We start from the raw sequence: 12,275 nt of genomic DNA, 5'->3' as shown, positions 1-12,275 counted from the left end.
ACACTCTGAGTGACTAACCTCGTGAGGTCTGACTGAGGCCCGATCTCCTGAGCGGTCCTGAGTGACAGGTCCGAGGCTCACCCCCGAACTTCATGAAGGGAACCGGACATGGGTCCCCATCCTGCGGTCGCGGCGATACGCCTGGCGGTCCGCCGCGTACTCCACGACGTACTGACCGACGTACAGCGCAGCTCCCACGACGTCCACGCAAGCAACGTCCCCGCAAGCTCCTCCCACCCTCCACGCGAGCAGGCCGCTCCGCCACTCGTGCTCGTCGCATGCTCCGGCGGCGCCGACTCCATGGCGCTCGCCTCCGCCCTCGCCTTCGAGGCACCCAAGCTCGGCATCCGCGCCGGCGGCGTCACCGTCGACCACCGGCTGCAGGACGGCTCCGCTCTGCGCGCCGCCGAGGTCGTCACCCGCCTCACCGCGCTCGGCCTCGACCCCATCGAGTCCGTCGCCGTGGACGTCGGCAGGGACGGCGGCCCCGAAGCCGCGGCCCGCGACGCGCGGTACGCCGCACTCGACGCCGCCGCCGAGCGCCACGGCGCCGCCGCGATCCTGCTCGGCCACACCCGCGACGACCAGGCGGAGACCGTGCTGCTCGGCCTCGCCCGCGGCTCCGGCATCCGCTCCCTGTCCGGGATGGCGGCCGTCTCCGGCGGGCCCGGAGCCGATCGCCGCTACCGCCGCCCGTTCCTGCACATCGACCGGCAGACCGCCCGCAAGGCCTGCATGGTCCAGTCGCTGCCCGTCTGGGACGACCCGCACAACGCCGACCCCGCCTACACCCGATCCCGGCTGCGGCACGAAGGACTGCCCGCCCTGGAGAAGGCGCTCGGCAAGGGTGTGGTGGAGGCTCTCGCCCGTACGGCCCAGTTGTCCCGGGACGACGCCGACGCCCTGGACCACTGGGCCGCGCAGGCCGAAGCCTCCGTGCGGGACGCCGCGGGACTCCTGGAGTGCGCCAAGCTCTACGCCCTGCCGCCCGCCGTACGCCGCAGGATCGTGCGCCGCGCCGCCATCGAGGCGGGCGCCCCGGCCGGTGCGCTGTTCGCCCGGCACATCGAGGAGATCGACCGGCTGATCACCGGCTGGCGCGGTCAGGGAGCCATCAATCTGCCGGGCAAAGTCGTGGCTCAGCGCCAGGGTGGCAGACTGGTTATCCGGCAAGGCTGTTGACCGAGGGGACCCTGGTCCCCGAGCAGCCGGTGTGACGGACGACCGAAAGTGATGCGGGTGGACGCGAAAGACATGGGCACCGACCTTCAGTCGGTGCTCATCACCAAGGAAGAGATCGACGCGAAGCTGGCTGAGCTGGCCGCGAAGATCGACGCGGAGTACGCGGGCAAGGACCTGCTGATCGTCGGAGTCCTCAAGGGGGCCGTGATGGTCATGGCGGACCTGGCGCGTGCGCTGTCCACCCCGCTCACGATGGACTGGATGGCGGTGTCCTCGTACGGCGCGGGCACCCAGTCCTCCGGTGTGGTGCGGATCCTCAAGGACCTGGACACCGACATCAAGGGCAAGCACGTCCTGATCGTCGAGGACATCATCGACTCCGGTCTGACGCTGTCCTGGCTGCTCTCCAACCTCGGCTCGCGCGAGCCCGCGTCGCTGAAGGTGTGCACGCTCCTTCGCAAGCCGGAGGCGGCGAAGGTCGCGATCGACGTGGAGTGGGTCGGCTTCGACATCCCGAACGAGTTCGTCATCGGGTACGGCCTGGACTACGCGGAGAAGTACCGCAACCTGCCGTTCGTCGGAACGCTCGCTCCGCACGTCTACGGCGGCTGAACGTTTTGCCCCTCGACGGCTGAACCCCGGCCTCCCGGCCAACTCCACTGAGACGGCCGGGAACCCTCACCCGTTTCCCGGCGTTGGAGCATGCGAAGACGGGTTTGTCAGCCGTCCCCGTGCGGCTTCGGGTGACAATGCTGGGGTACCGTCCGAAGAACAGCCTTTATCAAACTCACTATGGCAGGAGGGACGGGGCGTCATCGCTCCGTATGGATGGACGTGAAGCGATACTTCCGTGGGCCAGTCATGTGGATCGTGCTGGCCGTCCTTGCCGTGGTCGTGTTGATGCAGGTCGTCGGTTCGTCCGGCGGCTACAAGACGGTTGACACCGGCCAAGTGGTGCAGGCGATCAACGACGACAAGGTCGAGTCCGCCAAGATCACCACCGGTGACGAGCAGACCATCAAGGTCGAGCTCAAGGATGGCCAGAAGGTCAAGGACAGCAGCAAGATCCAGGCGAGCTACATCGGCGACCAGGGCGTCGCCATCGCCGACACCTTGCAGGAGAAGTTCCAGGACAAGAAGATCCCGGACGGTTACACCGTCTCGCCGTCGAAGCAGAACCCGTTCGTCGGCATCCTTCTTTCCCTGCTCCCCTTCGTCCTCATCGTCGTCGTCTTCCTGTTCCTGATGAATCAGATGCAGGGCGGCGGCTCCCGGGTCATGCAGTTCGGGAAGTCCAAGGCGAAGCTCATCACCAAGGACACCCCGAAGACGACCTTCTCCGATGTGGCGGGGGCCGACGAGGCCGTCGAAGAACTCCACGAGATCAAGGAGTTCCTCCAGGAGCCGGCCAAGTTCCAGGCCGTCGGCGCCAAGATCCCCAAGGGTGTGCTGCTCTACGGCCCGCCCGGTACGGGCAAGACGCTGCTCGCGCGCGCCGTCGCGGGCGAGGCGGGCGTCCCCTTCTACTCGATCTCCGGTTCCGACTTCGTCGAGATGTTCGTCGGTGTCGGTGCCTCGCGTGTGCGTGACCTCTTCGAGCAGGCCAAGGCGAACGCCCCGGCGATCGTCTTCGTCGACGAGATCGACGCGGTGGGTCGTCACCGCGGCGCCGGTCTCGGCGGTGGCCACGACGAGCGCGAGCAGACGCTCAACCAGCTGCTCGTCGAGATGGACGGCTTCGACGTGAAGGGCGGCGTCATCCTGATCGCCGCCACGAACCGGCCCGACATCCTCGACCCGGCGCTGCTTCGCCCCGGCCGTTTCGACCGCCAGATCGCGGTCGACCGCCCGGACATGCAGGGCCGTCTGGAGATCCTCAAGGTTCACCAGAAGGGCAAGCCGGTCGCCCCGGACGTCGACCTGGGCGCGGTGGCCCGGCGTACACCCGGCTTCACGGGTGCCGACCTGGCGAACGTGCTGAATGAAGCGGCGCTCCTCACGGCGCGCAGCGACAAGAAGCTGGTCGACAACCACTCGCTCGACGAGGCGATCGACCGAGTCGTCGCGGGCCCGCAGAAGCGGACCCGGATCATGTCCGACAAGGAGAAGAAGATCACCGCGTACCACGAGGGCGGACACGCCCTGGTCGCGGCGGCGTCTCCGAACTCGGACCCGGTCCACAAGATCACGATCCTGTCGCGCGGCCGGGCCCTGGGTTACACCATGGTCCTGCCCGAGGAGGACAAGTACTCGACCACGCGCAACGAGATGCTCGACCAGCTCGCGTACATGCTGGGCGGGCGCGCGGCCGAGGAGCTCGTCTTCCACGACCCGACGACGGGCGCGGCGAACGACATCGAGAAGGCGACCGCGACCGCGCGGGCCATGGTCACGCAGTACGGCATGACCGAGCGGCTCGGCGCGATCAAGTTCGGCGGCGACAACACCGAGCCGTTCCTGGGGCGCGAGATGGCACACCAGCGTGACTACTCGGAAGAGGTCGCGGCGCTCGTCGACGAAGAGGTCAAGAAGCTCATCGAGACCGCGCACAACGAGGCCTGGGAGATCCTCGTCGAGAACCGCGACGTTCTCGACAACCTGGTCCTCCAGCTCCTCGAGAAGGAGACGCTCAACAAGGAGCAGATCGCCGAGGCCTTCGCCGGCATCGTGAAGCGCCCGGCCCGCCCGGCGTGGACCGGTTCCTCGCGGCGTACGCCCTCGACCCGCCCGCCGGTGCTCTCCCCCCGGGAGCTGTCGCTGACGAACGGTGCGAACGGCACGTCGGCGGTCACTGCCGGCGCGACGGAGGCCCAGTCCCTCGAGAAGGCCCCTGAGGACCGACCCGAGAGCTGACCCCGGTCGCCTCAGCAGGCCCGGAATGGATGCTGCGCCCCCCTGGTTTTAGCCTGGGGGGCGCAGTTTTTTCGTACGCAGTTGCGCGCAGGAACGCAGAACGCAAGGAACGAGGCACAGATGACCGACCCCGTGACGCTGGACGGCGAGGGCACGATCAGCGAGTTCGACGAGAAGCGAGCTGAGAACGCCGTGCGCGAGCTGCTGATCGCGGTCGGGGAGGACCCGGACCGCGAGGGTCTGCGGGCGACTCCCGGTCGCGTGGCACGCGCGTACAAGGAGATATTCGCGGGCCTGTGGCAGAAGCCCGAGGACGTCCTGACGACGACGTTCGACCTCGGTCATGACGAGATGGTCCTGGTGAAGGACATCGAGGTCATGAGCAGCTGTGAGCACCATCTGGTGCCGTTCGTCGGGGTCGCCCACGTCGGCTACATCCCGTCCACCGACGGCAAGATCACCGGTCTGTCGAAGCTCGCCCGCCTCGTGGACGTCTACGCCCGCCGTCCGCAGGTGCAGGAGCGGCTGACCACGCAGATCGCGGACTCCCTGATGCAGATCCTGGAGCCGCGCGGCGTCATCGTGGTCGTCGAGTGCGAGCACATGTGCATGACGATGCGTGGTGTGCGGAAGCCGGGCGCCAAGACGATCACGTCGGCCGTGCGCGGTCAGCTGCGTGACCCCGCGACGCGCAACGAGGCGATGAGCCTGATCATGGCGCGATAGCGCCACACGTCCGTAGGAGAGTGTTCGGTAGGAGAGTGTTACGCGGCCGGAGCCGCCCCGCCGTTCTGGCCGTCCTCGTCGGTGTCCTCCGGGAGCTTGCAGACGCGCTCCATGAAGAAGGCGGCCGCTATCACCGCGATGCCCGCCACGACCGAGAGCCCTGCGTAGATCGCCTGGTCGCGGCGGGCCGGGATGTCCAGGTACTCCAGGAGGAAGGCGCCCGTGCCGGCGTACATGCCGGCGACGAGGGCGGCCACCAGGGCGCTCGCCTGGCCGAAGACGACCGCGCGGGCGGCCATCAGCGGTTCGACGCCCTTCGCGCCGGGGCGTCGCTCGCGCTGGGCGCGCAGCCGGGAGCGCAGTGAGAGCGCCGTCGCGAGCAGCACCACGGCGATCGCCGCGAGCACGATGGGCGCGGCGAGCGGCACCCTCGGCAGCGTGCCGAGGGAGTCCCAGAGCCGGGCAGTGGCCCAGGACAGCACTCCGGCCACCACGAAGAGGCCGGCCAGTGTCCTGATGCGCAGCTGCTTCACGGATGACCCTTCGTCGTTGTGCGGACCCGCGTCGTACGGATCGTCGTACGGATCTTCGTTGTGCGGACCCGATGACCCTAACGACTACTCGGGCAGCCGGAGTTCCAGGTCGACACGGGGCTTGACGCCTTCGTGGGTGATCGCGGCGAGCAGTTCGGCGACCGGGCCGCGGCCGGCCAGCTGTGCCTCCGGCTCCACGTCGTGCCAGGGGGCCAGGACGAAGGCCCGCTCGTGCGCCCGGGGGTGGGGCAGGGTGAGGACCGGGTCGTCCGAGACCACGTCCGCGTACGCCACGATGTCGACGTCGATGGTGCGGGGGCCCCAGCGCTCGTCCCGCACGCGGTGGAAGGCCTCCTCGACCGCGTGCGCCCGCTCCAGGAGCGAGGAGGGCGGCAGGGTCGTCTTCACCACGACGACCGCGTTGAAGTACGACGGCTGGCTGCCCGGCTCGACGCCCCAGGGCTCGGTCTCGTACACCGGAGAGACCGCTTTGACGCGCAGGCCGGGGGTGTCCTCCAGGGCGTCGACGGCGCCCTGGAGGTTCTCCAGGCGGTTGCCGAGATTGCTGCCGAGGGAGATCACGGCGCGCTTGGGGTTGGAGAGGGTCGTGTCGGCGGCGTCCACCTGCTCCACCACGGCCGTGGGAACCGGCTGGACGGTCGGGTCGCTCTGCCCGTGCGTGGAAAACGCGGTCATACTCGGCTCCGGGTGATGGTGACGGTCACATCGTCGAAGGGGACGGTGATCGGGGCGTCCGGTTTGTGGACGCACACCTCGACCTCCAGGACTCCGTCGTGCTTCAGACACGTCTGGGCGATGCGCTCGGCGAGCGTCTCGATGAGGTCCACGGGCTCGCCCTCGACGACGGCCACGACCTCCTCCGCCACGACGCCGTAGTGCACGGTCTTCGACAGGTCGTCGTCGGCGGCGGCCGCACGGGTGTCCAGGCCAATAACCAGGTCCACGATGAAGGTCTGGCCCTCTTCGCGTTCCCGCGGAAAGACACCGTGGTGCCCACGGGCTTTGAGGCCGCGCAGCGCGACACGATCCACGCGAATCACTCCTGCAATCGTCGGTATCGGCAGGCCTGCACCGAGTGCGGTCGGCACACCAGCCACGATCGAATCTACCTGCGAGCACTGACAGTCCTCGCCCGCGGGGGCTCCTCGACCCGCCCCTACCCACTCAGGAGGGTGACTCTTCGCCCTCTTCGTCGTCGGTTTCGGCGAGTACGGGTGATGCGTGGTGCGACCAGAGTTTCCATCCGTCCGATGTGCGCCGGAACACATTCGTGGCGACCACCAGCTGCCCGACGAGCGGCCCGAGCTCGCCGCCGCCCTCGGGGGGCGGGCCGCCGCTGAGGATGTTCTCGGTGCAGGTCACCAGGGCGGTGTCGCCGGCCACACCGACGTGTACGTCGGTGAGGAAGAACTGGATGTACTCCGTGTTCGCCATGATCAGCGCGTACGACCTGAGCACCTCGCCGCGGCCGGTGAGGACCGGCCAGCCGGGGTGGACGCAGGAGATCGCGGTCTCTTCGTCGCTCGAGTCGACCGCGTCGTCCTCGTCGAGGGCGTCCCTGGTGCCGGTGTCCAGCCACAGGTCGGAGACCTCGTCGAAGTCGCCGCGTTCCAGTGCTTCGTAGAAGGCCGTGTTGGCGCGCTCGACCTGTTCGACGTCGGTACGGGCCCCGGTCACAGGTCGCCGCCGGCCGCGCTGGTCACGGCGTGTGCGACCCGCACGGCGTCGGCGGTGGCCCGCACCTCGTGCACGCGGACCGCCCAGGCGCCCTGGTGGGCGGCGATGGCGGAGACCGCGGCGGTGGCCGCGTCGCGCTCGCGGGCGGGCGGCGGCGCGCCCTCGGGGCCCGCGAGGACGCGGCCGAGGAAACGCTTGCGGGACGCGGCGACCAGGATCGGGTGGCCGAGCTCACGCAGCCGGTCGAGGCGGGCGAGGAGCGCCAGGTCGTGCTCGGCGTCCTTGGAGAAGCCGAGGCCCGGGTCGATGACGATGCGCTCGGGGGCGATGCCGCCCTCGATGGCGGCCCGCACGCGCGCGTGGAGCTCGTCGACGACTTCGGAGACCACGTCCTCGTAGACGGGCTTGGCGTGGATGTCGGCGAGGAAGCCGCGCCAGTGCATGACCACGAAGGGCGCGCCGGCGGCGGCGACCGCGCTGACCATGCGGGTGTCGGCGAGGCCGCCGCTGACGTCGTTGACCAGGACCGCGCCGGCGGCGAGTGCCTGCTCGGCGACGGCGGCCCGCATCGTGTCCACGGAGACCGTGACGCCCTCGGCGGCCAGACCCCGCACGACGGGGACCACGCGGCGCAGCTCTTCGTCCTCGTCCACGCGCGTGGCGCCGGGCCTGGTGGACTCGCCGCCCACGTCGACCAGGTCGGCGCCTTGGGCGACCAGGTCGATGCCGTGTTTGACGGCGACCGTGGTGTCGAACCAGCGGCCTCCGTCGGAGAAGGAGTCGGGCGTCACGTTCACGACCCCCATGACCGCACAGCGGCCCCACTCCGGCAGCCCTTCGACCGATCCCCGCCCGCGCAACGTACTCATGCCTCCAGCGTAGGCCCGTACGAGGCGCCGTTACGCCGCTCGGACCTCGCGCTCCGCCGCCCGGTGCGGGCAGGGGCGGCGCCCCGGCGTGCGTCCGCGCAGGAAACGGGGCAGCGCGAGCGTGACGAAGCCCTCGGCCTGCATGGCCGCGAAACCGATGCGGGGCAGGTCCTTGGAGGAGCGGTAGACGAGGAAGCGGGGCTCCCAGCGGGGGCGGAACTTCGCGTTGAACTTGTACAGGGACTCGATCTGGAACCAGCGGGAGAGGAAGACGAGCAGGCCCCTCCAGGCGCGCAGGACCGGCCCCGCGCCGATCTTCTCGCCGCGTGCGAGGGCCGCGCGGAACATGGCGAAGTTGAGCGAGACGCGAGTGATGCCCAGCTTCGGGGCGGCCTGCAGGGCGGCGACGATGAGCAGCTCGTTCATGCCGGGGTCGGCCGAGCGGTCGCGGCGCATGAGGTCCAGGGAGACGCCGTCCTCGCCCCAGGGGACGAAGTGCAGGACGGCCTTCAGGTCTCCGTAGGGGCCCGCGTCCTCGTCAGCCTTGTGGGCGGTCGCGATCAGGCAGTCGCCGTCTCCGGGGTCGCCGATGCGGCCGAGCGCCATGGAGAAGCCGCGTTCGGTGTCGGTGCCGCGCCAGTCGTCGGCGGCCCGCTGGATCCTGGCGAGCTCCCGCTCGCCGAGGTCACGCACGCGCCGTACGCGCGTCTCGTAGCCATTGCGCTCGATCCGCTTGACCATCTGGCGCACGTTGCGCATCGCGCGCCCGGTCAGGGAGAAATCCGCGACGTCCACCACCGCCTCGTCGCCCAGTTCGAGGGCGTCGAGGCCGGTCTCGCGGGTCCAGACCTCGCCGCCCGTCTCGGAGCAGCCCATGACGGCGGGTGTCCAGGAGTGGGCCTTCGCCTCGTCCATGAAGCGCTCGATCGCGCCGGGCCAGGCCTCCACGTCGCCGATGGGGTCACCGCTGGCGAGCATCACTCCGGAGACGACGCGGTAGGTGACGGCGGCCTTGCCGCTGGGCGAGAAGACGGCGCCTTTGTCGCGGCGGAGCGCGAAGTGGCCGAGGGAGTCGCGGGCGCCGTGCTTGGCGAGCAGGGCGCGCAGTTTCGTCTCGTCGTCCTCGGTGAGCCGCGCGGCGGGGTGTTCGGGGCGGAACGCCAAATAGATAGTGGTGATCGCTGTGAGCAGGCCGAGTGCGCCGAGTGAGCAGGCGACCGTCCAGGACGTACGCCCGTAGTAGTCGACCGGGCCCTCGAAGCCGAACAGGCCGTACAGGACGTGGGCGAGGCGGTCCGTGATGCCCGGGTCCCCGATGACCTTGCCGGGGTGGGCGCTGACGATCACCAGGCCCAGCGCGATGGAACCGGCCCCGAGGACCACGAAGTTGGCCAGGGCGCGCCAGCGGCTGCGCGGGTCGGGGAGCGCCGCGAATTCACCGCGATGGCGCAGCAGCAGGGCCAGGAGGGCCAGCGAGATCACTACGCCGATGACGGAGTGGCGGTACATGAACTGGGCCGCGGCACCGGCGGGCAGCAGCACCACGGCGGCCCGCCAGGCACGCCGCTTGTGGCGGCGCAGGCCGTGCGCGAGCAGCAGCAGGAGGACGCCCGAGCTGAGCGCGAGAGCGGCGGCGAAGGGGCCGAGCGCGCCGGGGAGGACCTCTGCGACCATGTGCATGCGGCTGTGCCGGAAGCGCGGGAAGACGCCCGCCGAGATGTTCAGCAGCCCTACGAGGGTGCAGGCGCGGGCCACGAAGGCCGGTACGGCCTCGGGGCGGGGGCCGTGGAGCATCCGGCGGAGCCTGCCGCCGCCCGGAACCTCGCCCGACATTTCCCCATCTATCCTGACAGACATCGCATCCCGTAGTTCCGCGAGAGACCTTGGACCCGGTGCCAAATGCGGCATCCGGCGACAATTGCGCCCTCTAGGACGGTCCTTCCGGGAATCGGGTTCACTCCGGATCGGAAAACCGCCGGAAATCCACTGGAAAACAGGAAAAGTGTGGCGATGCCCGGTCGACGGCGACGGGCGGGGCCCAGCGGTACGGGACTGGCAGAAAGCGCAGGCGGGAACACCCCATGGGTCTTACGAGCAACGAGGTCCTCGTTCTGGCGGTGGCTCTGGCCGTCGTGCTGTTCATCGGAACCGTCTGGTTCTGGCCGCGCCTGGCCCGCCAGAACTGGCGGACCGTCACCGGACGCGTCGGCATCCTGATCGCCACCCAGCTCGCGATCTTCGCCTCGGTCGGCCTCGCCGCCAACCAGGCGTTCGGCTTCTACGCGACCTGGGCGGACCTCTTCGGCCAGGAGACCAGCCCCGGAGTGGTCGTCGACCACGACCCCGCCAAGGGCCGGGGCGGCCCGGTCGAGGTCCGTGGCACCCGCCCGGTGAACGTCCCCGGAGGCGGCAGCCCCTCGACCGGCGGCCAGATCCAGAAGGTCACCGTCAGCGGGAAGGAGTCGGACCTGGCGAGCAAGGCGTACGTCTATCTGCCGCCCGAGTACTTCCAACCCCGCTACAAGGACCGCAAGTTCCCCGCGGCCGTGGTGCTGACCGGCTACCCCGGCACCGCGGAGGCGCTCATCAAGGGCCTGCGCTACCCGCAGACCGCCCATGAGCGGGCCAAGCGGGGCACGATGCAGCCGATGATCCTGGTCATGCTGCGGCCGACCGTCGCGCCGCCGCGGGACACCGAGTGCGTGGACGTCCCCGGCGGCCCGCAGGCCGAGACGTTCTTCGCCAAGGACCTGCCCGAAGCCGTTTCCGAGCACTACAGGGTGGGCGAGAAGCCGGGGAGCCTGGGCGTGATCGGGGACTCGACGGGCGGCTACTGCGCGCTGAAGCTCGCCGTGCACCATCCCGACGTGTACGCCGCAGGGGCGGGCCTTTCCGCGTACTACAAGGCGCCCATCGACGTCACCACGGGCGATCTCTTCCACGGCGACAAGCAGTTGGAGCGGCACGCCGACCTGATGTGGTCCCTGGACCACCTGCCGCCGCCCAGGACGTCCCTCCTCGTCACCACGAGCAAGCAGGGCGAGGACAACTACGCGGACACCGAGAGGTTCATCGACAAGGTGCAGCCGCCCACCCGGGTCTCGTCGATCACGCTGCCCAGCGGCGGGCACAACTTCAACACGTGGCGCCGCGAGATTCCCGCGACACTGGAGTGGATCAGCGGGCGGCTGAGCGCTACGTAGAGCCTCAGTTCCCGCCGATGGCCGCGATGGTCTCCAACTCGACGTCCCCGCGCGCGATGTCGCGGGCGTCGGCCGCCGTCGACCTGCGCAGCGCCTCGTGCAGCCGGGCCGGGGTGAGCACACCCAGGAAGCGGCCCGCGCTGTCCTTGTCGATGACCGCGATCCAGCCCGCGTCGTGCTGCAGCATCGTCGCGAACGCCTGCTTCAGGGTCGCGCCCACCGGAAGCCACGCCTCCATGCGGCGGGCGTGGTCCCGCACCGTCCCCGAACCGCCGTGCGCGTGCTCGGCGGAGATCCAGCCGTGCAGGTTGTTCTCGCCGTCCAGGACGACGGCCCAGCGGGCGTCGAGCTTCGCGGGCAGCGGGTCGTCCAGGTGCAGGACGGGCGGCTGCTCCAGATCGCCCTCCTCGATGGGTGTCACGGAGAGCCGCTTGAGGCCGCGGTCCGCGCCGACGAAGTCGGCCACGTAGTCGGTGGCCGGCGCGCCGAGCACCGTCGAGGGGGTGTCGAACTGCTCGATGCGGCCCTGGCCGTAGACGGCCATGCGGTCGCCGAGGCGGACCGCCTCCTCGATGTCGTGCGTGACGAAGAGCACCGTCTTGCGCACGGCCTGCTGGAGGCGGAGGAACTCGTTCTGCAGGTGCTCGCGCACCACGGGGTCGACGGCGCCGAACGGCTCGTCCATCAGGAGCACCGGCGGATCGGCCGCGAGCGCGCGGGCCACGCCGACGCGCTGGCGCTGGCCCCCGGAGAGCTGCTCGGGGTAGCGGTCGCCGAACGTGGCCGGGTCGAGGCCGACCAGGTCGAGGAGTTCGGCCGCGCGCTCGCGGGCCTTGGCGCGTTTGACGCCGAGGAGGTGCGGGACGGTCGCCGTGTTCTCCAGGACCGTCTTGTGCGGGAAGAGGCCGACCTGCTGGATGACGTAGCCGATGCGGCGCCGGAGTTGGACCGGGTCGATGGTGGATATGTCGTCGCCGTCCACGCATATCCGGCCCTCGGTCGGCTCGATGAGACGGTTCACCATCTTCATCGTCGTCGTCTTGCCGCAGCCCGACGGGCCGACGAGCGTGACCAGTTCACCCTCGGCGACCTCGAAGGACAGGTCGTCGACGGCGGTGGTGCCGTCCGCGTACCGCTTGGTGACGTGCTCGAACCGGATCATGATTCCCCATTGTTGCGGGCGTTGTGTAAAGCCCATGTTGCGCCAGTAC

General features: G+C 69.9%; 12 protein-coding genes. 5 read left to right on the top strand and 7 right to left on the bottom strand.

The window, feature by feature from the left end; translation table 11 throughout:
- The first annotated feature begins 108 nt into the window (after positions 1-108).
- The 4 genes from tilS to folE all read left to right on the top strand — a co-directional run bounded on the left by tilS (position 109) and on the right by folE (position 4,761).
- Entirely contained in the window at positions 109-1,182 is a 1,074-nt protein-coding gene (gene tilS / locus E2651_RS09160) for a tRNA lysidine(34) synthetase TilS (protein WP_135330539.1), read from the top strand.
- A 51-nt stretch (positions 1,183-1,233) separates the two neighbouring features.
- Positions 1,234-1,794, top strand: a complete 561-nt coding sequence (gene hpt / locus E2651_RS09155) for a hypoxanthine phosphoribosyltransferase (protein WP_135330538.1) — start codon at positions 1,234-1,236, stop codon at positions 1,792-1,794.
- Positions 1,795-2,010: 216 nt separating this feature from the next.
- Positions 2,011-4,035 (top strand): ATP-dependent zinc metalloprotease FtsH, encoded by a 2,025-nt coding sequence (ftsH, locus tag E2651_RS09150; RefSeq protein ID WP_135330537.1) that lies wholly within the window; start codon positions 2,011-2,013, stop codon positions 4,033-4,035.
- 120 nt (positions 4,036-4,155) lie between these two features.
- A complete protein-coding gene (folE, locus tag E2651_RS09145) occupies positions 4,156-4,761 on the top strand; it encodes a GTP cyclohydrolase I FolE (protein ID WP_135330536.1) in 606 nt (201 codons plus the stop codon).
- 38 nt (positions 4,762-4,799) lie between these two features.
- Here folE and E2651_RS09140 read toward each other — a convergent pair whose 3' ends face one another.
- From E2651_RS09140 to E2651_RS09115, 6 genes are all read right to left on the bottom strand, one after another.
- Complete coding sequence (locus E2651_RS09140; RefSeq protein WP_135330535.1) at positions 4,800-5,294, bottom strand: DUF3180 domain-containing protein; 495 nt, start codon at positions 5,292-5,294, stop codon at positions 4,800-4,802.
- A gap of 84 nt (positions 5,295-5,378) precedes the next feature.
- Positions 5,379-5,990, bottom strand: a complete 612-nt coding sequence (gene folK, locus E2651_RS09135) for a 2-amino-4-hydroxy-6-hydroxymethyldihydropteridine diphosphokinase (RefSeq protein WP_135330534.1) — start codon at positions 5,988-5,990, stop codon at positions 5,379-5,381.
- Positions 5,987-6,346: a dihydroneopterin aldolase gene (gene folB / locus E2651_RS09130; RefSeq protein ID WP_135330533.1), complete on the bottom strand. Its 360-nt coding sequence runs from the start codon at positions 6,344-6,346 to the stop codon at positions 5,987-5,989. Before folB ends, folK begins: the two co-directional genes overlap by 4 nt.
- A gap of 133 nt (positions 6,347-6,479) precedes the next feature.
- Complete coding sequence (locus E2651_RS09125; RefSeq protein WP_135330532.1) at positions 6,480-6,992, bottom strand: nuclear transport factor 2 family protein; 513 nt, start codon at positions 6,990-6,992, stop codon at positions 6,480-6,482.
- Entirely contained in the window at positions 6,989-7,861 is an 873-nt protein-coding gene (folP, locus tag E2651_RS09120; RefSeq protein WP_135330531.1) for a dihydropteroate synthase, read from the bottom strand. The genes E2651_RS09125 and folP overlap by 4 nt, the downstream gene beginning before the upstream one ends.
- A gap of 30 nt (positions 7,862-7,891) precedes the next feature.
- Entirely contained in the window at positions 7,892-9,694 is a 1,803-nt protein-coding gene (locus E2651_RS09115; protein ID WP_135330530.1) for a phosphatidylglycerol lysyltransferase domain-containing protein, read from the bottom strand.
- A 248-nt stretch (positions 9,695-9,942) separates the two neighbouring features.
- Between E2651_RS09115 and E2651_RS09110 the strand changes: the two genes are divergently transcribed.
- The gene (locus tag E2651_RS09110) at positions 9,943-11,064 is read left to right on the top strand and encodes an alpha/beta hydrolase-fold protein (protein ID WP_135330529.1); all 1,122 of its coding nucleotides are present in this window, start codon (positions 9,943-9,945) and stop codon (positions 11,062-11,064) included.
- A 4-nt stretch (positions 11,065-11,068) separates the two neighbouring features.
- Here E2651_RS09110 and E2651_RS09105 read toward each other — a convergent pair whose 3' ends face one another.
- Positions 11,069-12,226, bottom strand: coding sequence for a betaine/proline/choline family ABC transporter ATP-binding protein (locus E2651_RS09105; RefSeq protein WP_135330528.1), 1,158 nt, complete (start codon positions 12,224-12,226; stop codon positions 11,069-11,071).
- Between the last annotated feature and the right edge of the window lie 49 nt (positions 12,227-12,275).

Origin of the sequence: Streptomyces sp. MZ04, from assembly GCF_004684775.1 — a bacterium.
GTDB lineage: Bacteria > Actinomycetota > Actinomycetes > Streptomycetales > Streptomycetaceae > Streptomyces.
The sequence above is the reverse complement of the archived record's forward strand: the minus strand, read 5'-3'. Positions and strand labels throughout refer to the sequence as shown.

What these genes read in the sequence shown, in the direction of transcription:
- tilS (WP_135330539.1), top strand. Translation starts at nt 109, where the DNA reads ATGGGTCCCCATCCTGCGGTCGCGGCGATACGCCTGGCGGTCCGCCGC.
- ftsH (WP_135330537.1), top strand. Translation starts at nt 2,011, where the DNA reads ATGGACGTGAAGCGATACTTCCGTGGGCCAGTCATGTGGATCGTGCTG.
- E2651_RS09110 (WP_135330529.1), top strand. Translation starts at nt 9,943, where the DNA reads ATGGGTCTTACGAGCAACGAGGTCCTCGTTCTGGCGGTGGCTCTGGCC.
- folK (WP_135330534.1), bottom strand. Translation starts at nt 5,990, where the DNA reads ATGACCGCGTTTTCCACGCACGGGCAGAGCGACCCGACCGTCCAGCCG.
- E2651_RS09105 (WP_135330528.1), bottom strand. Translation starts at nt 12,226, where the DNA reads ATGATCCGGTTCGAGCACGTCACCAAGCGGTACGCGGACGGCACCACC.
- folP (WP_135330531.1), bottom strand. Translation starts at nt 7,861, where the DNA reads ATGAGTACGTTGCGCGGGCGGGGATCGGTCGAAGGGCTGCCGGAGTGG.
- folE (WP_135330536.1), top strand. Translation starts at nt 4,156, where the DNA reads ATGACCGACCCCGTGACGCTGGACGGCGAGGGCACGATCAGCGAGTTC.
- hpt (WP_135330538.1), top strand. Translation starts at nt 1,234, where the DNA reads ATGCGGGTGGACGCGAAAGACATGGGCACCGACCTTCAGTCGGTGCTC.
- E2651_RS09115 (WP_135330530.1), bottom strand. Translation starts at nt 9,694, where the DNA reads ATGTCGGGCGAGGTTCCGGGCGGCGGCAGGCTCCGCCGGATGCTCCAC.